The organism is Streptomyces roseolilacinus (assembly GCF_014649335.1).
Taxonomy (GTDB): Bacteria; Actinomycetota; Actinomycetes; order Streptomycetales; family Streptomycetaceae; genus Streptomyces; species Streptomyces roseolilacinus.
This window is the reverse complement of the sequence record NZ_BMSV01000006.1, coordinates 339712-361398: the sequence shown is the minus strand read 5'-3', so window position 1 is coordinate 361398 and position 21687 is coordinate 339712. Positions and strand designations below refer to the sequence as shown.

Genomic DNA, 21687 nt, shown 5'->3' with positions numbered 1-21687 from the left:
CACGCGATGCCGTACCCGGAGTCTAGGAAGATCGCCCCGCCCGGGTCGAGCGGTTTCCGGCCAGTCCGAGCGCCCACCGCTGCACCGCCTCCAGCGGCCCCGCCGGGAACCGCCGCAGCCACAGCGTCGACGCGACGAGCAGCAGGACGGAGACCGAGGCCCACAGGCCCATCACCCACCACGGCTCCCAGCCGCGGCCCCCCTCGCCCAGCCGTGCGGCCAGCCCGAGGCCGAAACCGTACGAGACGAGGACGCACAGCAGGTTCTGCAGGACGTACCCGGTCAGGGCCGTGCGGCCCAGGGAGGTGAGGCCCCGCGTCAGCGGGCCCGGCCGCCGGACGCGGTCCACGACGGCGCCGATCAGGCCCACGTACCCGACCGCGACCAGCGGCGCCGCCCCGTACCGGCCCAGCAGGAACCAGTCCTCGCCGCCCACCGCGCACGCCGCGTTCAGCGGCACGCCCAGGCCCAGGCCCCACCGCAGCATCCGCGCCCGGATCCGCCGCCCCGTCCCGTCCGCGGCGAAGGCCCCGGCCCGCAGCAGCCGCACGCCCAGCAGGAACAGGAACAGCAGCAGGCCGAAGGTCAGGACCGGCTCCAGCCGCAGGGCGACGGCGTTCTCCAGCCGGAACGCGATCTGGTCCGCCCAGCTCCCGTGCGCGTACAGGTCCACGACCTGCGGCGACACCCCGTCACCCGCTCCTGCGTCCCCGTCCCCGTAGGCGACGAGCACCGCCGTCAGCAGCCCCATCAGCGTCAGGTGCAGGCCCGCCGCCGCCACCGCCACCCGGCGGCGGGCCCGCGCCGAGCGGGTCAGCAGCCAGGCGGTGAACAGCGCCGTCACGGCGTACCCCATGAGCACGTCCCACGCGAAGACCAGCACGAAGTGCACGGTGCCCTCGGCGAAGAGGAACAGCGCCCGCCACCGGTACCGGCCCGGCCACGGCTCACCGCGCCGCTCGGCGGAGCGGTACTGGATGGCCAGTCCCGCGCCGAACAGGATGGTCAGCATCGACAGGAACTTGCCGTCCGCGACCAGCCGGAACACGGCCTCCGCCACGTCCCCCGCCGAGCCGGTCACCCCGCCCGCCGACGTGCCGCCGCTGAGGACGCCCCACTCGGCGCCCGGACCGGTGAAGATCCACACGTTGGTCATCAGCGTGCCCAGGATCGCGACCCCGCGCAGCACGTCCAGCAGCGGCATCCGCCCGCCGGCCCCGGTCCTGACCCCGGTGCCGGCTGCGGTCCCGCGCGCCTCGTCGCCCGCGGTCCCCGCCGGTCCCGCCGGTCCGCTCGTTCCCGCCGTCCCTGTCGTCCCCGTCTTCGTCATACGTCCCATCGTCGGCAGGGCCCGGCCCCGGTTCGTCGTGACCGGGGACGAACCGCCACTGCACCGAAGGATGGAGTCGCGCCGCCGCTAGTACGGGGCCTTCCTCCCCGCGATGTACGCCCTCAGCCGCCGCGTGTCCTGCTCCGTCCACCCCCCGGGCGGCACGACCGCCGCCCAGCCGTCGACGGCGGCGGGCCCGTAGCGGTGGCCGTGCGGCGCCTGCACGCCGTAGCTGACGGCCATGTCGACGGTGGTCTGCCAGAACGCCACCACCGGGAACCAGTTGATCTCCGGCGTGACGTCCGGGCCGAGCGGCTCGTCCATCCACTCGGGCCGCTCGAACAGCAGGTCCGGGGACCACCAGACGATCGGGTCGGACGCGTTCTGCAGGTACACCAGGCGCGGCCGGGCCCACGGCCCGGCCGCCGGGCGCCGCAGGTCGACGGCGGGGAACTGGGCGACCCGCACGTGCAGCCCGCCCCGGTACTGCGGCCGCCACACCGGACTGCCCGCGTCCCGCTCCTCCCGCACCTGGCGGGCGACGGGCGAGAAGTGCGGGGTGCCGAGCAGCAGTCCGCCGTCCGTGCCGGCGAGGAGCGCCTCGACGGAGCCGTAGGACGCCTCGACGGCGTACGCGCCGAGGCTCTCGCCGGTGACGACGAGCTTCGGGCGGTCGCCGGGCGGGAGCGCGTCGAGCCGGGCCCGTACGGCGTCGACGAGCGCGCGGGTGGCCTTGCCCGCCTTCTCCTTGTCGACGAGGAACGACACCCAGGAGGGCAGGTACGAGTACTGGACGGCGACGATCGCCGTGTCCCCGCCGTGCAGGTACTCCAGGGACTGGGCGACGTTGGAGTCGATCCAGCCGCTGCCCGTGGTGCCCGCCACGGCCAGCACCTCGCGGGTGAACGCCCCGGTGCGCTCCAGCTCCCGCACGGCGAGCCGGGCCTGGGCGCGGAACGGCGCGTCCTCGTCGGCCCCGCCGGCGAAGGCGCGCGGCAGCCGGGAGCTGACGTACACGCGGACCGGGTCCTTGGCGGGGCGGCCGGTGAACGCGGTGATGGAGCGGCGGGTGGGCGCGGTGCCGGTGAAGTTGCGCCCCTGGTAGCCGAGGTCCTGCCAGCGCACCAGCGAACCGGGGCCGCCCGAGACGTACGGCGAGGCGGGGCGGGTGATGCCGTCCTTGGTGCCGCGGTCGGTGGCCGCGGCGATGCGGTCGGCCGCGTCGACGACGCCCCGGTCGAAGACCACGTCCCGTAAGCCGACCGTCACGACGACCGCGGTGAGCGCCAGGCCCGCGCCGACCGCGACGGGCCGCGGCAGCCAGCCGCCGAGGGCCCGGATCAGCCACCGCGCCCCGAGGCGGACGAGCCGGGCGGCGAGGAGCAGCAGCGCGCACAGGGCGACGGCGAACAGCGCGATCATCACCGTGTGCCAGGTGAGGGAGGGCGGCAGGCCCTGGAGGCGGCGGAGCCTGCGCTGCATCTGGGCGCTCTCGGCGATCAGCCAGCCGGTCAGGGCGGGGCTGAGCAGCCAGTACGCCTGCCGCGCCCGGACCCGCAGGGCCCTTCGCGCCTCCGCCCGCGGCCGCCACGGCACGACCGCCCGGACCAGGCCCGACACGGTCGCGCCGGCCGCGTAGCCGACGGCGGCGGTGATGCCGCCGACGACCCCCTGGAGGACCCAGGGGCGGGGGACCAGGGAGGGGGTGAGGGACAGCCAGAAGAAGGCGGTGGCGGCGCAGAGCGCGGTCAGGTCGGTGCGGCGGCGCACGACACGGGGCGGGGGGCCGGCGGCACGGGGCCGCGGCGGCGGGGCGGTGACGCGGGGCGGCGGGCAGGCGACGCGCCGGTCGCCCACCCCGCACCGCCCCCCGGCACTCATGCGGCGAACGGTAGCCGGACGTTCTCCACGAACGCGAGGAGGTTGGCCCGCATCCGGCCGATCCGCTCCTCCACGTCGAGCGACTCCTCGTAGCGGGTGCGGAGCGCGGGCTGCCGCCGGCCGCGCACGTACAGCGGGCAGGCGAGGTCGGAGCAGACGTAGATGCCGACGGTGTTGCCGTCCCGGCCGGAGGCGCCCGCGCGCGGCGCGGCGAACAGCGTGACGCCGGAGGAGGCGTGCCCGGTGAGGCAGATCCGGCACAGGCTCGACTTCACGGCGCTGGTGCGGGACTTCTCCGGCACCCGCAGGGTGATCCCCACGGGGCCGCCGCCCGCCTGGCCCGGCACGGCGTCCGGGGGGAGGACGAGGTGCGCGCGGAGGGGGGCGCCGGGGTCGCGCCAGCCGAGGAAGTCCAGGTCCTCCCAGGGGAGGTCGGCGAAGTCCGCCGGGAGCTTGAGGCGGGCCGCGTCGCCCTTGGAGCAGTTCACGAAGGACGCGCGGATCTGTTTATCGGTGAGGGGTTCCACGTGGGCCCACCGTACGGAACGGCCCCGGCGGGGCGCATGTGCTTTTCCGTTTGGGTCGCGCTCCGTGGGTACTCGGTCGCCATGAGTACACAGACGGCCGCCGGTACCGGCGGCGCCCAGACGCCCGCCCCGCCTCCGCCCATCTCGCTCTTCCGGGACCTCCAGGGCAGAGTCCGCACCTGCCGGGCCGCGCGCACGGACAGAGAGCCCGAGGACCCGGCCGCCCCGGACGGGCACATCGTCCTGGGCGAGGACTGAGCCCGCCCTACCCCGTCAGGTGCGCGAGGCTCCGCGGGTGCCTCGCCAGGAACTCCCGCAAGGTCATGGGCGCGTGTCCCGCCAGCCGCTCGACGGTGTCGGAGACCGCGCCCAGCTCACCGCGGGCGATCGCCTCGTACGAGCTGACCCAGCCGTCCAGCCGCCACCGCTCGGCGCCGTACCCCGCGCGTGACGCGTACGCCTCGTCGCGGGTCTCCGGGAGGTAGCGGATCGTCCGGCCGGTGGCCCGGGACATCTCCTCGGCCGCCTCGGCGAGGGTGAACGCCTCGCCGCCCGTCACGTCGTAGGTGGCGCCGTCGTGCCGTCCGTCGCGGGCGAGCAGGACCACGGCGGCCACGTCGGCGACGTCCTCGTGCGCGACGGCGGCGACGCGGCCGTTGCCCGCCGGGCCCCGGATGACGCCGTCCGCCCCGGTCATCGCCGGGATGCCCGCGAGGTACCAGCCGTCGCGGAGGAAGGTGTGCGCCAGGCCGTCGTGGGCGCGGACGTACTGCTCGGTGTGCCAGTGGTCGCGCGCGAAGGTGAACGTCGCGTCGGGCGCGGCGCCCTGCAGCGACAGGTACACGATCCGCCCGACCCCCGCCGCCACGGCCGCGTCGACGGCCGTGCGGTGCTCCGCCACGCGGTCCGGGCCCTCGTGCGCCGACACCAGGAACAGCGTGTCGGCCCCGTCCATCGCGGCCCGCATCGCCTCCCCGTCCCCGTACGCGGCGGGAGGCGCCTTCGCGGCCCCCGGCACGTCCGGCAGCCGCCGGGGGTCCCGCCCGACCAACCGCACCGGCACCCCGGCCGCGCCCAGCCGGTCGGCCACCCGCCGCCCGATCCGCCCACTGGCCCCGGTGACGGCCACGACGTCATCGCTCATACGGGCAGTCTCCGCCCCGCGCGCGTCCCCGGCACCCGGAGCGGCGCCCGCGGACACCGCCCGCCGGGCCCCGTCCGCACGGAGCCCCGCCCGCAGGGGGCCCCGCCGGCACGGAGGCCCCGGTCCGGAGGTCCGGTCGCCGCAAGGGTCCGGTCGGCGCGGAGCCCCCGTCCCGTCGCGGGACGTCACGGCGCTCCCCGGGTCGCCGGGGAGCGTCGTACCGCCGGGTGCTACTCGTCGTCCCCGCCCTCGAGGTTCCCCTCGGTCTCCAGGTACACCTGCTTCAGCGCCTCCAGCACCTGCGGGTCCGGCTTCGCCCACATGCCGCGGGACTCGGCCTCCAGGAGCCGCTCCGCGATGCCGTGGAGGGCCCACGGGTTGGCCTCCTGGAGGAAGGCGCGGTTCTCCGGGTCGAGGACGTACGCCTCGGTGAGCTTGTCGTACATCCAGTCCGCGACGACCCCCGTCGTGGCGTCGTACCCGAAGAGGTAGTCGACGGTCGCCGCCAGTTCGAAGGCGCCCTTGTAGCCGTGGCGGCGCATCGCCTCGATCCAGCGGGGGTTGACGACGCGCGCCCGGAACACGCGGGACGTCTCCTCGACCAGCGTCCGGGTCCGCACCGTCTCCGGGCGGGTCGAGTCGCCGATGTACGCCTCGGGCGCCGTGCCGCGCAGGGCGCGGACGGTGGCGACCATGCCGCCGTGGTACTGGAAGTAGTCGTCGGAGTCCGCGATGTCGTGCTCGCGGGTGTCCGTGTTCTTCGCGGCCACGGCGATCCGCTTGTACGCCGTCTCCATCTCCTCGCGCGCGGGGCGCCCGTCCAGGCCCCGGCCGTACGCGAAGCCGCCCCACACCGTGTACACCTCGGCGAGGTCCGCGTCGGTGCGCCAGTCGCGGGAGTCGATCAGCTGGAGGATGCCCGCACCGTAGGTGCCGGGGCGGGAGCCGAAGATGCGGGTCGTGGCGCGCCGCTCGTCGCCGTGCTCGGCCAGGTCGGCCTGGGTGTGGGCGCGGACGTGGTTCTCCGCGGCCGGCTCGTCCAGGGAGGCGGCGAGCCGCACCGCGTCGTCCAGCAGCCCGACGGTGTGCGGGAACGCGTCCCGGAAGAAGCCGGAGATGCGCAGCGTCACGTCGATGCGGGGGCGGCCCAGCTCGGCGAGCGGGATGGGCTCCAGGCCGGTGACGCGGCGCGAGGCGTCGTCCCAGACCGGGCGGACGCCCAGCAGCGCCAGCGCCTCCGCGACGTCGTCCCCGCTGGTGCGCATCGCGCTGGTGCCCCACAGGGACAGGCCGACCGAGGTGGGCCAGTCGCCGTTGTCGGTGCGGTACCGCTCCAGGAGGGAGTCGGCGAGGGCCTGGCCGGTCTCCCAGGCGAGGCGCGACGGGACGGCCTTCGGGTCGACGGAGTAGAAGTTCCGGCCGGTCGGCAGGACGTTGACCAGGCCGCGCAGCGGCGAGCCGGACGGGCCGGCCGGCACGAAGCCGCCGTTGAGGGCGTGCACCGCGTGGTCGAGTTCGGCGGTCGTCGCGGCGAGGCGCGGCACGACCTGCCGGGCGGCGAAGTCGAGGACGGCGGCGACCTGCTCGCCGTGCCCCTGGGCCACGGACGCCACCGCGGCCGGGTCCCAGCCGGCGTCCTCCATGGCCTCGACGAGGGCGCGGGCCTTGGCCTCCGCCTCGTCGGCGGTGGTGCGGGTCGCGGCGGACTCGTCCAGGCCGAGCGCCTCGCGCAGCCCGGGCAGCGCCTGCGTACCGCCCCAGATCTGGCGGGCGCGGAGGATGGACAGGACCAGGTTGACCCGCTCGGGCCCGGTCGGGGCGGTGCCGAGGACGTGCAGGCCGTCGCGGATCTGGGCGTCCTTCACCTCGCACAGCCAGCCGTCGACGTGCAGGAGGAAGTCGTCGAACCCGTCGTCGTCGGGCCGGTCCTCCAGGCCGAGGTCGTGGTCGAGGCGGGCCGCCTGGATGAGGGTCCAGATCTGCGCGCGGATCGCGGGGAGCTTCGCCGGGTCCATGGAGGAGATCTGCGCGTACTCGTCGAGCAGCTGCTCCAGCCGCGCGATGTCGCCGTACGAGTCGGCGCGGGCCATCGGCGGCACGAGGTGGTCGACGAGCGTGGCGTGGGCGCGGCGCTTGGCCTGGGTCCCCTCGCCCGGGTCGTTGACGAGGAACGGGTAGATCAGCGGCAGGTCGCCGAGGGCCGCGTCGGGGCCGCACGCGGCGGACAGGCCGGCGTTCTTGCCCGGCAGCCACTCCAGGTTGCCGTGCTTGCCGAGGTGGACCATGGCGTCCGCGCCGAACCCGCCGTCGGCCGCGGGCGTGCCGATCCACCGGTAGGCGGCCAGGTAGTGGTGGGAGGGCGGCAGGTCCGGGTCGTGGTAGATCGCGATCGGGTTCTCGCCGAAGCCGCGCGGCGGCTGGATGAGGACGAGCAGGTTCCCGCGGCGCAGCGCGGCGAGGACGATGTCGCCCTCGGGGTTGCGGGACCGGTCGACGAACATCTCGCCGGGCGGCGGGCCCCAGTGCTCCTCGACGGCCGAGCGCAGCTCCTCCGGCAGGGTCGCGAACCAGCGCCGGTAGTCGGCGGCCGGGATGCGGACCGGGTTGCGGGCCAGCTGCTCCTCGGTGAGCCACTCCTGGTCGTGGCCGCCGGCCTCGATGAGGGCGTAGATCAGCTCGTCGCCGTCGCCGGAAGCGAGGCCCGGCACGTCCTCGTCGCCGAAGTCGTACCCCTCCTCGCGCAGCCGGCGCAGCAGGGCGACGGCGGAGGCGGGCGTGTCGAGGCCGACGGCGTTGCCGATGCGGGAGTGCTTCGTCGGGTACGCGGAGAGGACCAGCGCCAGGCGCTTGTCGGCGTTGGGGATGTGCCGCAGCCGGGCGTGGCGGACGGCGATCCCGGCGACGCGGGCCGCGCGCTCGGGGTCGGGGACGTACGCGGGGAGGCCGTCCTCGTCGATCTCCTTGAAGGAGAACGGGACGGTGATGAGCCGCCCGTCGAACTCGGGCACGGCGACCTGGCTGGCCGCGTCGAGCGGTGACAGGCCCTCGTCGTTCTCCTCCCAGTCGGCGCGCGACCCGGTGAGGCACAGCGCCTGGAGGACGGGCACGTCGAGGGAGGCGAGCGCGCCCGCGTCCCACGCCTCCTCGTCCCCGCCGGCCTGGGCCTCGGCGGGCTTGGTGCCGCCGGCGGCGAGGACGGTGGTGACGACGGCGTCGGCGCCGCGCAGCCGGTCGAGCAGCTCGGGCTCGGGGGCGCGCAGGGAGGCGACGTACAGGGGGAGGGCGCGGCCGCCGGCGTCCTCGACGGCGTCGCACAGGGCGCCGACGAAGGCGGTGTTGCCGCTCATGTGGTGGGCGCGGTAGTAGAGCACGGCGATGGTCGGGCCGTCGGTGGCGCGGGGCGTGCGCTCCAGGGGGCCCCAGGTGGGGGCGGCGGCCGGCGGGTCGAAGCCGTGGCCGGTGAGGAGGACCGTGTCGGACAGGAACCGGGCGAGCTGCTCCAGGTTGTCCGGGCCGCCGTGGGCGAGGTAGGCGTGCGCCTCGGTGGCGACGCCGATGGGGACGGTGGACGCCTCCATCAGCTGCGCGTCGGGCGCCTGTTCGCCGGTCAGGAAGACGACGGGGCGGTCCTGGGCGCGGAGGAGGCCGATGCCCTCCTCCCAGGCGCGCAGTCCGCCGAGGAGGCGCACGACGACGAGGTCGACGCCGTCGAGGAGGCCGGGCAGTTCGTCGACGGGGAGGCGTGCGGGGTTGGCGAACCGGTACTCGACCGGGCCGCCGGCCGCGCGGGCGCTCAGCAGGTCGGTGTCGGAGTGCGACAGCAACAGGATCACAGCGTGCCGGGCCTTCCTCGGGGTGTCCTCGCCCCGGGTGGTCGTGGGTGGCGGGAGTTCCTGACTCGCGAGGCCCGGGGGCCCTGCTCACAGTGGCGGGACCGCGCCGGATTCGCACCGGGCTTCCTCCCTAGGGTCCTGGGACCCTGTGCCGTCTGCATAGTAGAGGCTGCGCGTATGCTCGCCGCCATGCCGCCCAGCTCATCAAAGCCCCGGAACGGGGGCGAAACTCACATACGGGACCGCGTCCGCGACCGCGACGACGCGTGCCCCGGCGCGCTGCGGCTGCACCGCGCGGACGACGGCGGACTCGCCCGGCTCCGCCTCCCCACCGGCGTCCTGACGGCCCACCAGGTGGCCGCGCTGGCCGGGGCCGCGGACCGGCTGGGCGACGGCCGGCTCGGCGTCACCTCGCGCGGCAACATCGACCTGCGCGGCCTGCCCGACGACTGCGGGCTCGCCCTCGCGGGGCTGCTCGCCGAGGCCGGGCTGCTGCCCTCGGCGGCGCACGAGCGGGTACGGAACATGGTGGTGTCGCCCCTCTCCGGACTGGACGGCCGCGGGCACGGGGACGCCCGGTCGTGGGCGCGGGAACTGGACGCGCTGCTGTGCGCGCGGACGTGGACGACGGCCCTGTCGGGGCGCTTCCTGTTCGCCGTGGACGACGGGCGCGGGGACGTGGCGGGGTCGGGCGGCGATGTGACGTTGCTCGCAGAACCGGACGGGCGCGCTCTGGTACGGATCGGGGACCTGGCGTGGCGGGTGGCCGGGGACGACGCCCCGCGGGCCGCGCTGGCGGCGGCCGGGGCGTTCCTGGCGGTCGCCCGGGAGGCGGGCACGGGGGCCTGGCGGGTGGCCGAACTGCCGCGGACCGGTTCCCTGGAGGCCGCCGTGACGGAGCGTCTGGCGGACGCGGGGGTGGCCGCCGAGCGGACCGGGCCGGGCGCGCCTGTGGTGGCGGCGCCGCCGGAGCCGGGCGTGGTCGGCGACCGCGCCGTGTCGGTCGTGGCGCCCCTGGGACGGGTCACCAGCGAGCAGTTCCGGGCCCTGGCCCCCGGGCCCGGGGACGAGGTGCGGGTGACACCGTGGCGCGGGTTCGTCGTGGCGGGCCTGCCCGGCCGCGCGGCGGCAGAGGGACGGCTCGCGGCACTGGACCGGGCCGGGTACCTCACCCGTCCCGGTTCGCCCTGGCTGGCGGTCAGCGCCTGCACGGGGCGGCCGGGCTGCGGCAAGGCCCTGGCCGACGTACGGGCGGACGCGCGGCCCCTGGACGCCGCGGCGGCCCGGGGGCTGCCCGTGCACTGGTCCGGCTGCGAACGCCGCTGCGGCCACCCGCAGGGCGACTGGGTGGACGCGCTGGCCACCGGCGACGGCACGTACGAGATCACCGTACGGACGACGCGACGAGACAACGACGCACAGGCACAGAAATGAGCGGGAGCACAGTGTTCGACTACGAGAAGGACGGGGCGGAGATCTACCGCCAGTCCTTTGCCACGATCCGCGCCGAGGCGGATCTCGCGGGGCTGCCCGCCGACGTCAGCCAGGTCGCCGTGCGGATGATCCACGCCTGCGGCATGGTCGACCTCGTCCGCGACCTCGCCTACACGCCGGAGGTCGTCTCCCGCGCCCGCGCCGCGCTCCGCTCCGGCGCGCCGATCCTGTGCGACGCGCAGATGGTCGCGAGTGGCGTCACCCGCAAGCGGCTCCCCGCCGACAACGAGGTGGTCTGCACCCTCTCCGACCCGTCCGTGCCGGGCCTCGCCGCCGAGCTGGGCACGACCCGCAGCGCGGCCGCCCTGGAGCTGTGGCGCGACCGCCTGGAGGGGTCGGTCGTGGCGATCGGCAACGCCCCCACCGCCCTGTTCCGGCTGCTGGAGATGATCCGGGACGGCGCCCCCCGCCCGGCGGCGGTGCTCGGCATACCGGTCGGCTTCATCGGCGCGGCCGAGTCCAAGGACGCGCTGGCGGCCTCGGACCTCGACCACATCGTCGTCCGGGGCAGGCGCGGCGGCAGCGCCATGGCGGCCGCGGCGGTCAACGCGATCGCGAGCGAGGCGGAATGAGCACGCACGTTTCACGTGAAACGGTCCCCGGGGCGGACCCGGCGGCCCACACCGGCCCCCGCACCGGCCCCCGCGCCGGCAAGCTGTACGGCGTCGGCCTCGGTCCCGGCGACCCGTCGTTGATGACCCTGCGCGCGGTGGAGGCCATCGCGCAGGCGGACGTCGTCGCGTACCACTGCGCCCGGCACGGCCGGTCCATCGCCCGCTCCATCGCGGCGAAGCACATCCGCGAGGACCACGTCGAGGAGCGGTTGATGTACCCGCTCACGGTGGAGACGACGGACCACCCCGGCGGCTACCGGGGCGCGCTGAACGACTTCTACGAGGAGGCGTCGGCACGGCTCGCGGCGCACCTCGACGCGGGCCGGACGGTGGCGGTGCTCGCCGAGGGCGACCCGCTCTTCTACGGCTCGTACCAGCACATGCACAAGCGCCTCGCGCACCGCTACGAGACGGAGGTCGTCCCCGGCGTCACCTCCGTCAGCGCCGCCGCGGCGACCATCGGCAAGCCGCTGGTGGAGGCCGAGGAGATCCTGACGGTCATTCCCGGCACCCTGCCCGAGGACGAGTTGACGGCCCGCCTCGCGGCGACCGACTCGGCGGTGGTGATGAAGCTGGGCCGGACGTTCCCGGCGGTGCGCCGCGCCCTGGAGCGCACGGACCGGCTGGCGGACGCCCACTACGTGGAGCGCGCCACCATGGAGGGCCGGCGCACGGCGCCGCTCGCGGACGTGGACCCGGACTCGGTGCCGTACTTCTCGGTGGCGGTGCTGCCCTCCCGCGTCGACACGGGCCCGGCCGTGCCCGAGCGGGGCGAGGTGGTGGTCGTCGGCACCGGCCCGGCGGGCCCGCAGTGGCTGACGCCGGAGTCCCGCGGCGCGCTCGCGTCGGCGACCGACCTGGTCGGTTACACGACGTACCTGGACCGCGTGCCGGTGCGGCCCGGCCAGCAGCGGCACGGCTCCGACAACAAGGTGGAGTCGGAGCGGGCCGAGTTCGCCCTGGACCTGGCGCGGCGGGGGCGGCGCGTGGCGGTGGTGTCAGGCGGCGACCCGGGCGTCTTCGCCATGGCGACGGCGGTCCTGGAGGTCGCGTCGCAGGAGGAGTACGCGGACGTGCCGGTGCGCGTCCTGCCGGGGGTGACCGCGGCGAACGCGGCCGCGGCGAAGGCGGGTGCGCCGCTGGGCCACGACTACGCCACGATCTCCCTGTCGGACCGGCTCAAGCCGTGGGAGGTCATCGCGGAGCGCCTGCGCGCGGCGGCCGCCGCCGACCTGGTGCTGGCCCTCTACAACCCGGGGTCGCGGAGCCGCACCTGGCAGGTCGCCAAGGCCCGCGAGCTGCTGCTCGAACTGCGCGCCCCCGACACCCCGGTCGTCGTGGCGCGCGACGTGGGCGGCCCGGAGGAGTCCGTGCGGGTGCTGCCGCTCGCCGACCTGGTCCCGGACGAGGTCGACATGCGGACGCTGCTGCTGATCGGCTCGTCCCAGACGCAGGCCGTGCGGCGCGCCGACGGGCGCACGGTGGCGTGGACGCCGCGGCGGTACCCGGAGGCGCCTTCGGACGGCGCGGTGTAGCCGTCGCCCACCGGTCGCCCACCCCGGCCGGTCGCGCGGAGGACCCTCCGCGCGACCGGCCGGGGCTCCCCGTGCCGTCGGCCTCGGCGGGAGGCGCCCGGGCGCCGCACCGTGGGCCGGGGCGGCGCGCAACGGCTCCCGGCGGCCCCTGGGGACACGCGGCGGGCGCTCAGCCGGCCCGGGCGGCCGCCCAGGCGGCGGCCTCGCCGACCGTCGCCGCGACCGGGACGCCTTCCGGGACGGGCGGCCTGCGGACGATCACCACCGGCACACCGGCCTCGCGGGCGGCCGCCAGCTTCGGGGCCGTGGCCGCGCCGCCGCTGTCCTTGGTGACCAGCACGTCGATCCCGTACGTCCGCAGGACCTCCCGCTCACCGTCCAGCGTGAAGGGGCCCCGGTCGAGCAGGACCTCCATCCGCGCCGGGTGCGGCGGCTCCGGCGGGTCCACCGAGCGGACCAGGAACCACGCCCCGGACACGTCCGCGAACGCCGCCAGGCCCATGCGCCCCGTGGTCAGGAACACCCTCCGTCCCAGCCGCCCCACGGTGCGCGCCGCCTCCTCCAGGGACGCCACCGGATGCCAGTCGTCACCCTCCACGGGGGTCCACCCGGGGCGCCGCAGGGCGAGCAGGGGAACATGGGACGTGGCGGCGGCCCGCGCCGCGTTGAAACTGATCGTCCCGGCGAAAGGGTGAGTGGCGTCGATGACCGCGTCCACCTGGTGTTCCCGCACCCAGCGGGCCAGGCCGTCGGCACCGCCGAAGCCGCCCACCCGCACCTCGCCCGGCAGCGGCTTCGGGCTGGCGACCCGGCCCGCGAGCGAGCTGGTCACCCGGACGCCGTCCGCGTCCAGCGTCTCCGCCAGGCGGCGGCCCTCGGTCGTGCCGCCGAGGATCAACACATGCATGGGACACCGTCCATGAGTACGAGCGGGGGGCGCACCGCCCAACTCAAGCACACCGGCCTCCGGCCCGGCTGGACGACCGGCGCCTGCGCGACGGCGGCCACCACGGCCGCGTACACCGCGCTGCTGACCGGGGACTTCCCGGACCCGGTGACGATCACGCTGCCGAAGGGCCAGACCCCGGCCTTCGCGCTCGCCGCGGAGGAGCACGGCGGCTCGTACGCGATGGCGGGCGTCGTGAAGGACGCGGGTGACGACCCGGACGTGACGCACGGGGCGCTCGTCCGCTCGACGGTGCGGTTCCTGCCGCCCGGCTCCGGCGTCGTGTTCCGCGCCGGCGCCGGGGTCGGCACCGTCACCCGGCCGGGCCTGCCCCTCGACGTGGGGGAGCCGGCCATCAACCCGGTGCCGCGGCAGATGATCCGCGACCACGTGGCGCGGGTCGCCGCCGCGCACGGCGGCACCGGCGACGTGGAGGTCACCGTCTCCGTGGACGACGGCGAGGAGATCGCCCGTTCCACGTGGAACCCGCGCCTCGGCATCCTCGGCGGCCTGTCCATCCTCGGCACGACCGGGATCGTCGTGCCGTACTCGTGCTCCGCGTGGATCGACTCCATCCGCCGCGGCGTGGACGTGGCACGCGCCGCGGGCCGCACCCACCTCGCGGGCTGCACGGGGTCGACCTCCGAGAGGACCGTCACCTCCCTGTACGACCTGCCCCAGGACGCCCTCCTCGACATGGGCGACTTCGCGGGCGCCGTGCTGAAGTACGTCCGCCGCCACCCGGTGGACCGGCTGACCATCTGCGGCGGCTTCGCGAAGCTGTCCAAGCTGGCGGCGGGCCACCTGGACCTGCACTCGGCGCGCTCCCAGGTCGACAAGGCCCTCCTGGCGGACCTGGCCCGCGCTGCGGGCGCCGACGAGTCCCTCGCCGCCGAGGTCGCCGTCGCCAACACGGGCCTGGCGGCCCTCCAGCTCTGCGCCGCCCGCGGCGTCCCGCTGGGCGACCGCGTGGCGGAGACCGCCCGCGACCAGGCCCTGTCCGTCCTGCGCGGCGCCCCGGTCGTCGTCGACGTCGTCTGCATCGACCGCGCGGGCACGGTGGTGGGCCGCAGCGCCCCCCGCTAGGGCGGAGAGCCCGTCCCCGCCCGGAAGCCCCCGGGTGACCGGGGAAGCGGACGACGACACGGACACGGCCGGAACCCGCGCCCGGCGAACCGGCGACCGGCGACCGGCGACCGATGACCGGACCGCGACCGATGACCGGCTACCGCGCCCGGCGAACCGGCGACCTCGGCGGCCCCGGACGAGACCGGCCCGGACGGGACCGCCCCGGACGAGACCCCCGGGCCGGGCGCCTCGCGCTCCGCGCGCACCCCTGCCCCGCCCTGACGGAGGGCGGTCGCTAGGGTCCCTCCGCCTCCCCCGGGCGCTCCCCCATGCACTCCCGCACGCGGGTGCGCATGGGGCGGCGGGCCAGGGCTTCGAGGGCCTCCTCGACCAGTCGGCTCAGCGGGTACGGCAGCTCCGCCTCCAGGACGCGGGCCGCCTCGGTCGTCGCCGTCCACTCCGCCTCCAGGACGGGCAGCAGCGCCTCGGCGCGCGCGGTGAGCCGGGCCAGCCGGCGGCGCTGGTCGGCCGGGTCCAGCGCGAGGTCGACCAGGCCGTCCTTGACGAGGTGGGCGACGGTCTGGCTGGCGGCCGAGTGGGTCACCCCGACCGCCTTCGCGACCTCCCCCACGGAGGCGGGGCCCGACGCCGCCAGGGCCCGGACGACCGGGGTGTAGCGGGGCCGGAACCCGGTGAGCCCGAGGTCGGCGTAGACGGCGGCGACCCCTCCGTCGAGGACGTCCAGCAGATGCCGCAGCCGGGTGCCCAGCAGTTCCGGGCCATGGTCGGATCGAGTCACGTCCGCTAATGTAACAGCGCTGTTGTAAATGAGCCGAGGGGGCGTCGTGTATCCGCAGAGCGAGCCGTACGAGCACGGGATGCTCGACGTCGGGGACGGCCACGTCCTGTACTGGGAGGCCCACGGCAACCCCGCCGGCAAGCCCGCCCTCGTCGTCCACGGCGGCCCCGGCACCGGCAGCCACCGCGGCGGCACGCGCTACTTCGACCCGGCCCGCTACCGCGTCGTCGTCTTCGACCAGCGCGGCTGCGGCCGCAGCACCCCGCACGCGAGCGACCCCGCCACCGCCCTGACCCACAACACCACCCACCACCTCCTCTCCGACATGGAACGGTTCCGCGTCCACCTGGGCGTCGACCGGTGGCTGCTGTACGGCGGCTCCTGGGGCTCGACGCTCCTGCTCGCGTACGCCGAGGCACACCCGGACCGCGTCACGGAGATCGTCGTCTCGGCCGTCACGACGACCCGCCGCTCCGAGATCGCCTGGCTGTACGAGGGCGCGGGCCGGTTCTTCCCGGAGGCCTGGGAGCGGTTCCGGGAGGGCTCCGGCACCGGTGCGCGCACCGCCGCCGACCTGGTCGCCGGGTACGCCCGCCTGACCGAGGACCCCGACCCGGCCGTACGGGAGAAGGCGACGGCCGACTGGTGCGCCTGGGAGGACGCGGTGGTGTCCCTGGAGAGCGCCGCCGCCCCGTACGCGGGCCGCTCCGACGCGGGCCGCCTCGCGATGGTCCGCATCTGCGCGCACTACTTCGCCCACGGCGCCTGGCTGGAGGAGGGCGCCCTCCTCCGCGACGCGCACCGGCTCGCCGGCATCCCCGGCGTCCTCGTCCACGGCCGCCTGGACCTGGGCAGCCCGCTCTCCACCGCGTGGGAGCTGGCCCGGGCCTGGCCGGACGCCGAGCTGACCGTCGTGGCGGACTCGGGCCACTTCGGCACGGAAACGACACGCGCACACGTGCGAGGAGCCCTGGACCGCTTCGCCGCGGGGCACCCGCCCGCCTGACCCCGCGGGCACGGCCGCCGTGCGGCCCGCCGCCCCGCGCACGATCATCGGTCCATGAGCATCCGCAGCCCCGAGGCCGGCTCGCCCGGCGGCCCGGAGCGGACCCGTCCCCCACCCGCGGCCCGCCGGCCGCACACCGCCGCCCCGGCCCGGCCGCGCACTCCCGCCCCGGCCCGGCGGCGCGGCGCGCCCGGCGGCCATACCGCCGTCTCGCCGACGAGCAGGCCGGGTAGACCGGACAGACCGGGCAGGCCGGGCACCCCCGGGACGGGCGTCCCGGTCGGGCCGCCGCCGTCCGGCGGGACGCGACCGGGCCGCCCCCGGCCGGCCGCGGGCCCCACGGGCCCCGGGTCGCCGCCGACGGCGCGCGCACGCGGACAGGAGGCCGAGCGCGCGGCCGGGGAAGCGGAGGAGAACGAGGCGAAGCAGTCGTCCACTCATGCGCCGAGAGTGCCCGACCGAGCGGAGGTCGCCCGTCGCGTCATCCACAGCTTTCGCGAAAAGTACGAAAAAGCGAGGCGAGTTGTGGGACACCTGTTCCCAGAAGCACAGCTGATCGCTAGCTTCCCCTCATCCTCGTCCACACGGGAAGGACCTCTGTGAACGCATCCCCTCGCAGAGCCGTGGCCGCCCTGGCCGCCGCCGCACTCGCGACCCCGCTTCTGCTGGCCTCCGCCTCCCCCGCCTCCGCCGGCCGGACCACCCCGGCCAAGGAAGCGTCGAAGCTCGCCCGCACGCTGGTCGACTCGGCCTCCGCCGACAGCGCCCACCGGCACCTGCGGAAGTTCCAGCAGATAGCCGACACGGTGGGCGGCAACCGCGCGGCCGGCACGCTCGGCTACGACGCCTCGGCGGCGTACGTGTACCAGCAGCTCAAGAAGGCCGGGTACGACGTCTCGTACCAGGAGTTCCCGTTCATGTACACGGAGACGCAGGCGCAGAAGCTGGCCGTCGTCTCGCCCGCGCCCCGCGACGTCACCGTCTCCGCGATGACGTACACCAAGTCGACCCCGGTCGGCGGCACCAGGGCCCGGCTGGCCGCCGCCCCGGTCGACGCGGACGGCTCGCACGGCTGCGAGCCGGCGGACTTCGCCGCGAACGCGTTCACCGGCAGGATCGCGCTCGTCCAGCGCGGCGGCTGCACGTTCGCGGTGAAGCAGGCCAACGCCGCCGCGGCCGGCGCCGTCGGCGCCCTCGTCTACAACAACGTGGAGGGCGCCCTCGGCGGCACGCTCGGCTCCACCGAGGCCGCGAAGATCCCCACGGGCGGCGTCTCGAAGGCGGACGGCGAGGCCCTCGCCGCCGCCGTGGCCGCCGGCCCGGTCGAGGTGAACCTGGAGCTCCGCCAGCTCCAGGAGCGCCGGACCACGCGGAATGTCATCGCGGAGACCCAGCGGGGCAACGCCGCGAACACGGTGATGCTCGGCTCCCACCTCGACTCGGTCACCGCCGGCCCCGGCATCAACGACAACGGCTCCGGCTCGGCCGGCCTGCTCGACGTGGCCCTCAAGTTCGCCAAGCACAAGGACAAGGCCGCCAACAAGGTGCGGTTCGCGTGGTGGGGCGCGGAGGAGAACGGCCTGCTCGGCTCCGAGCACTACGTCGGCGCCCTCGACGAGCTCGGCCGCAAGGAGATCAAGCTCTACCTCAACTTCGACATGATCGCCTCGCCGAACTACGGCCAGTTCGTCTACGACGGCGACAACTCGGACGGCGTCGGCGCCCCCGCGGGGCCGACGGGCTCCGCCCAGCTGGAGCGGGACATCAACGCGTTCCTCGACAAGCAGGGCCGCCCGCACGAGGGCACGGACTTCACCGGGCGCTCCGACTACGGCCCCTTCATCGAGGTGGGCATCCCGGCCGGCGGTACGTTCACGGGCGCCGAGGGCGTGAAGACGGCCGCGCAGGCGGGGAAGTTCGGCGGGACCGCGGGCACCGCGTACGACCCCTGCTACCACGCGGCGTGCGACGACCTGGACAACATCGACATGACCGCCTTCGACGTCAACATCGACGTCATAGCCAACGCCGTGGGCACCTACGCCCACGACCTGAGCTCGCTGCGCGAGCCGGTCGAGTCCGTCCCGACGGACGGCGACGCGGGCAGCGGCGGCGGCCTGCACGACGACCACGGCCACGAGGCCACCGAGTGACACGCGGATGACCACCGCACCGCCGCCCGGCCAACCCCGTGCGGCGGTGCGGTGTCCTCCGCGCGGTGAGCGGTCCGTCCTCCCCCAGGAGGCGGCCGGACCGCCACCCGTCGGGTCCGCGTGATCGAAACACCCCGTTTGCCGTGATCGTCGCGTCCCTCTCCGGGGGGCATCACCCGTCGCGTGGCTGCGCCGGGTGCCGCTTGCCCGGTAGGCTTTCCGTGTGATCTTCAAGCGCATCGGTAACGGGCGGCCGTATCCCGACCACGGCCGGGAAAGCACCCGGCAGTGGGCGGATGTCGCGCCGCGTCCGGTCCGCCTCGATCAGCTCGTGACGACCAAGGGCCAACTGGACCTCGAAACGCTCCTCGCCGAGGACTCGACGTTCTACGGCGACCTCTTCGCGCACGTCGTGAAGTGGCAGGGCGACCTGTACCTCGAGGACGGCCTCCACCGCGCCGTGCGCGCGGCCCTGCAGCAGCGGCAGGTCCTGCACGCACGGGTACTCGAACTCGACTGATCCCCTTTCGGGAATGGCCCTTTCGGGCAGATTCCCACCCGTCCGGCCCCTAGTCGCTGATCGTTTAGTAGGCATAGTCACCTGGCCGCATTACGCTGCGCCCATGAGCATGCTCACTCCCCCCGGCATGGGCGGAAAGTACCGCATCACGGGCACCACGTACCCCCGTATGCGCCGGCCCCGCCGTGGCCGGATCGTGGCCGTCGGCATCGCCGCGGCCACCGCGCTCGGCCTGGCCGGCTGGGGGACGTTCCAGCTCATCGACGTGTTCGGCGGCGGAAAGGGGAGCACCGCGCGGTCCACGGTCTCCGGGGCCTGCAAGCCGGCGGGCCCGTCGCCCGCCGTGCGGACCGCCGCCTTCCCGAAGCCGGCCGACATCACCGTGAACGTCTACAACGCGACACCGCGGAGCGGACTGGCGAAGACCACGGCGGACGAGCTGAAGAAGCGCGGCTTCACGATCGGCAAGATCGGCAACGCGCCGGTCGCCTACGACAAGAAGGTGCCCGGCGCCGGCGTCCTGCTCGGCGCCCAGGGCGCCGTGAAGGGCGCCTTCCCCGTCCTGGGCACGCACCTGAAGGGCGCCACGACCAAGACGGACACCCGGGCGACGGCGGACGTGGACCTGATCATCGGGACCGCGTTCAGGGCCCTGGCGGCCCCGCAGGACGCGACGGCCTCGATGACCGCCCTCCTGCACCCGAAGCCCGCGCCCACGGACTGCGCCCCGAAGCCCGAGTAGCGGCGCCCGGGAGCGCCCCGAGCCGGGGCTCCGGAGCGCCACGCGCCCCTCCGGCCGGGGCGGCACACGCGTACGCCGCCGTCCGACGCCCGGAGACGGGCCGGGGCCGGGCCGGGAGAGGACGGCGCGCGAAGGACGCCCCCCGCAGGGCGGCGCCCGAAGGACAGCCGCCCCGGCCACCGGCCGGAGGCCGTCCCGTGCGTACCGGTACTACTCCGCCGCGCCGTACATCCGGTCTCCGGCGTCACCCAGACCGGGGACGATGTAGCCGTTCTCGTTGAGGCGCTCGTCGATCGAGGCCGTGACGACCGTCACCGGCGCGTCCGCCAGGTCGCGCTCCATCACCTCGACGCCCTCCGGAGCCGCCAGCAGGACGACCGCCGTCACGTCGTCGGCGCCCCGGTCGATCAGCTCGCGGATCGCCGCGACGAGCGTGCCGCCCGTGGCCAGCATGGGGTCCAGGACGTACACCTGGCGCCCGGACAGGTCCTCGGGCATCCGCGTCGCGTACGTCGACGCCTCCAGCGTCTCCTCGTTGCGGATCATGCCGAGGAAGCCGACCTCGGCGGTCGGCAGCAGCCGCACCATGCCGTCGAGCATGCCCAGCCCGGCGCGCAGGATCGGCACCACCAGGGGCCGCGGGTGCGACAGCTTCACCCCGGTGGTCGCGGTGACCGGCGTCTCGATCCCGACCTGCTCGGTGCGCACGTCACGCGTCGCCTCGTACGCGAGCAGGGTCACCAGCTCGTCGGCGAGCCGCCGGAAGGTGGGGGAGTCGGTGCGCCTGTCGCGCAGCGTGGTGAGTTTGTGCGCCACCAGCGGGTGGTCGACGACGTGGATCCGCATGCCCACAACAGTAGCCCGCACTGGCATCAACCCACGCCGCGGCGGGAAGGTGGAGTCGGACGAACGCATCCCCGGGGTGGTGGTGTGGCCATGCCTGACCAGGAAGAACCCGGCACCCGTCGGGCGGTGGACGACAGGGAGCGCAGGCGCCGCAGGGCGCAGTTCCTGCGTGAGCTGAACGAGGCACGGGCGCTGCGCGAACGCGTCCAACCGCGTCGCGCCAGAGCGGCGCGGATGCGGCAGGCGATGCGCATGCGGACGTTCCGCTGGTGATCCGCCGCGCCCCCGCCGTCCCCGGCGGGGCGCGCGCCGCGCGTCCCGGCCGCGGCCGGTGGCGCGCCGGACGCCGGCCGGACCACCGCCGGTGACGCGCCGCACACCGGCCGGTCGCCCGCCGGTCACACGCCGTGCGTACGCTTCCGACGGCCCCGCGGCCGACGGCCCGCCGTGACCCTTCGTGATCACCGTGACGGCTGGTGCGGGAGTACGGGGGCGGCGTGGCGCCGACCGAGTCACGGGCTCAGACTGGTGCACGACGCAAGAGCGGAACACCTCTCCTCGAGGGCCCGCATCTGCCACGATGCCGAGTGGGCGGGGCATTCAGGAGCGTTCCGCCCGATCGTCACACCTCTGATCAGTGGGAGAGTCACGGTGTACTTCGCCGCACTGCTCACACTCACCGAAGACGGGTGGGTAGCGAGCGACACAGAGCTCGACGATGTGGAGACCCTGGCGGATCTGACCGACCTGGCCCGCGAAGCCTCGCCGGACGCCGACACGGTGCTCGTCTTCATCGAGCAGGAGGACGCGTGGTTCGGCATCGTCCGCGTGGAGGGCGAGGACGACCCTCGCATCTTCGTGTCGGACGGGGCGGCCGCCGCCCGCTCCGCGTACGGGGAGATCCTGACCAAGGAACTGCTGGGCGACGATCCGGCCGACGAGACCCCCGACCTGGACGCGCTGGACTTGGACGGCACCGAGGACGGGGAGCCGGACGACACGGAGGAGGAGACGGAGGCGGTGGCCGAGACCGTGCCCGCCGCGCCGGTCGGCGACCGGCTGATCCTGGACGACCTGGGCATGCCGGAGAAGGAGCTGCTGGCTCTCGACACCGACGCGCTCACCGAGATCGCGGACGCGCTGGGGGCCTCGGAGATGCTGGAGGCCGTCCGCTAGTGCACGCCCCTCCGGCGGGCGGTCCCCCGCTGCCCGATCCCATATCCCCCTCCCCCTCCGCCGGCGCCCCCGG

The 21687-nt window shown here is 75.5% G+C and carries 19 protein-coding genes and 1 riboswitch; of the genes, 11 read left to right on the top strand and 8 right to left on the bottom strand.

Annotated features, from left to right (window positions below):
- Window positions 1–22: 22 nt before the first annotated feature.
- From IE106_RS16925 to IE106_RS16915, 3 genes are all read right to left on the bottom strand, one after another.
- Window positions 23–1204, bottom strand: coding sequence for a DUF418 domain-containing protein (locus IE106_RS16925; protein ID WP_229840554.1), 1182 nt, complete (start codon window positions 1202–1204; stop codon window positions 23–25).
- Between the two features lie 213 nt (window positions 1205–1417).
- Window positions 1418–3211: an alpha/beta hydrolase gene (locus IE106_RS16920; protein ID WP_189534757.1), complete on the bottom strand. Its 1794-nt coding sequence runs from the start codon at window positions 3209–3211 to the stop codon at window positions 1418–1420.
- Complete coding sequence (locus tag IE106_RS16915; RefSeq protein WP_189534755.1) at window positions 3208–3738, bottom strand: FBP domain-containing protein; 531 nt, start codon at window positions 3736–3738, stop codon at window positions 3208–3210. The genes IE106_RS16920 and IE106_RS16915 overlap by 4 nt, the downstream gene beginning before the upstream one ends.
- Window positions 3739–3819: 81 nt before the next feature.
- Between IE106_RS16915 and IE106_RS16910 the strand changes: the two genes are divergently transcribed.
- Window positions 3820–3996 carry a hypothetical protein gene (locus tag IE106_RS16910; RefSeq protein ID WP_189534753.1) on the top strand — a complete coding sequence of 59 codons (177 nt, stop codon included), beginning with the start codon at window positions 3820–3822 and terminating at the stop codon, window positions 3994–3996.
- A 7-nt stretch (window positions 3997–4003) separates the two neighbouring features.
- Here the strand turns inward: IE106_RS16910 and IE106_RS16905 are convergent, their stop codons facing one another.
- Both IE106_RS16905 and cobN read right to left on the bottom strand, forming a co-directional pair.
- Window positions 4004–4882: an NAD(P)H-binding protein gene (locus IE106_RS16905; RefSeq protein WP_189534750.1), complete on the bottom strand. Its 879-nt coding sequence runs from the start codon at window positions 4880–4882 to the stop codon at window positions 4004–4006.
- Window positions 4883–5112: 230 nt separating this feature from the next.
- Window positions 5113–8715, bottom strand: coding sequence for a cobaltochelatase subunit CobN (gene cobN / locus IE106_RS16900; RefSeq protein ID WP_189534748.1), 3603 nt, complete (start codon window positions 8713–8715; stop codon window positions 5113–5115).
- A gap of 36 nt (window positions 8716–8751) precedes the next feature.
- A riboswitch (cobalamin riboswitch) is annotated at window positions 8752–8882 on the bottom strand.
- Window positions 8883–8892: 10 nt separating this feature from the next.
- Here cobN and IE106_RS16895 point away from each other — a divergent pair.
- Genes IE106_RS16895 through IE106_RS16885 form a run of 3 tightly spaced genes read left to right on the top strand, consistent with a single transcriptional unit; the run spans window position 8893 to window position 12358 of the window.
- Complete coding sequence (locus IE106_RS16895; RefSeq protein ID WP_189534746.1) at window positions 8893–10149, top strand: ferredoxin-like domain-containing protein; 1257 nt, start codon at window positions 8893–8895, stop codon at window positions 10147–10149.
- Window positions 10146–10781 (top strand): precorrin-8X methylmutase, encoded by a 636-nt coding sequence (locus IE106_RS16890; protein WP_189534744.1) that lies wholly within the window; start codon window positions 10146–10148, stop codon window positions 10779–10781. The genes IE106_RS16895 and IE106_RS16890 overlap by 4 nt, the downstream gene beginning before the upstream one ends.
- A complete protein-coding gene (locus IE106_RS16885; protein WP_268255306.1) occupies window positions 10778–12358 on the top strand; it encodes a precorrin-2 C(20)-methyltransferase in 1581 nt (526 codons plus the stop codon). Before IE106_RS16890 ends, IE106_RS16885 begins: the two co-directional genes overlap by 4 nt.
- 169 nt (window positions 12359–12527) lie before the next feature.
- On the opposite strand, the gene IE106_RS16880 is transcribed toward IE106_RS16885, so the two are convergent.
- A complete protein-coding gene (locus IE106_RS16880; protein WP_189534743.1) occupies window positions 12528–13265 on the bottom strand; it encodes a cobalt-precorrin-6A reductase in 738 nt (245 codons plus the stop codon).
- Window positions 13266–13277: 12 nt separating this feature from the next.
- Between IE106_RS16880 and IE106_RS16875 the strand changes: the two genes are divergently transcribed.
- Window positions 13278–14390 (top strand): cobalt-precorrin-5B (C(1))-methyltransferase, encoded by a 1113-nt coding sequence (locus IE106_RS16875; RefSeq protein WP_189534741.1) that lies wholly within the window; start codon window positions 13278–13280, stop codon window positions 14388–14390.
- Window positions 14391–14667: 277 nt separating this feature from the next.
- Here the strand turns inward: IE106_RS16875 and IE106_RS16870 are convergent, their stop codons facing one another.
- Window positions 14668–15171 carry a MarR family transcriptional regulator gene (locus IE106_RS16870; protein ID WP_229840500.1) on the bottom strand — a complete coding sequence of 168 codons (504 nt, stop codon included), beginning with the start codon at window positions 15169–15171 and terminating at the stop codon, window positions 14668–14670.
- 28 nt (window positions 15172–15199) lie between these two features.
- Between IE106_RS16870 and pip the strand changes: the two genes are divergently transcribed.
- From pip to IE106_RS16850, 4 genes are all read left to right on the top strand, one after another.
- On the top strand, window positions 15200–16177 hold the full coding sequence (gene pip, locus IE106_RS16865; RefSeq protein ID WP_189534739.1) for a prolyl aminopeptidase: 978 nt from the start codon (window positions 15200–15202) through the stop codon (window positions 16175–16177).
- Window positions 16178–16776: 599 nt separating this feature from the next.
- Entirely contained in the window at window positions 16777–18330 is a 1554-nt protein-coding gene (locus tag IE106_RS16860; RefSeq protein WP_229840498.1) for a M28 family metallopeptidase, read from the top strand.
- Between the two features lie 223 nt (window positions 18331–18553).
- Window positions 18554–18850, top strand: coding sequence for a type II toxin-antitoxin system VapB family antitoxin (locus IE106_RS16855; RefSeq protein ID WP_003999914.1), 297 nt, complete (start codon window positions 18554–18556; stop codon window positions 18848–18850).
- Between the two features lie 103 nt (window positions 18851–18953).
- A complete protein-coding gene (locus IE106_RS16850) occupies window positions 18954–19592 on the top strand; it encodes a LytR C-terminal domain-containing protein (RefSeq protein ID WP_189534737.1) in 639 nt (212 codons plus the stop codon).
- Between the two features lie 210 nt (window positions 19593–19802).
- On the opposite strand, the gene upp is transcribed toward IE106_RS16850, so the two are convergent.
- Window positions 19803–20438 (bottom strand): uracil phosphoribosyltransferase, encoded by a 636-nt coding sequence (upp, locus tag IE106_RS16845; RefSeq protein ID WP_189534735.1) that lies wholly within the window; start codon window positions 20436–20438, stop codon window positions 19803–19805.
- A gap of 90 nt (window positions 20439–20528) precedes the next feature.
- Here upp and IE106_RS16840 point away from each other — a divergent pair, with 90 nt between their 5' ends.
- Together IE106_RS16840 and IE106_RS16835 are read left to right on the top strand one after the other, a co-directional pair.
- A complete protein-coding gene (locus tag IE106_RS16840; RefSeq protein ID WP_189534733.1) occupies window positions 20529–20711 on the top strand; it encodes a hypothetical protein in 183 nt (60 codons plus the stop codon).
- A gap of 378 nt (window positions 20712–21089) precedes the next feature.
- The gene (locus tag IE106_RS16835; protein ID WP_189534731.1) at window positions 21090–21614 is read left to right on the top strand and encodes a tRNA adenosine deaminase-associated protein; all 525 of its coding nucleotides are present in this window, start codon (window positions 21090–21092) and stop codon (window positions 21612–21614) included.
- The last annotated feature ends 73 nt before the right edge of the window (window positions 21615–21687 follow it).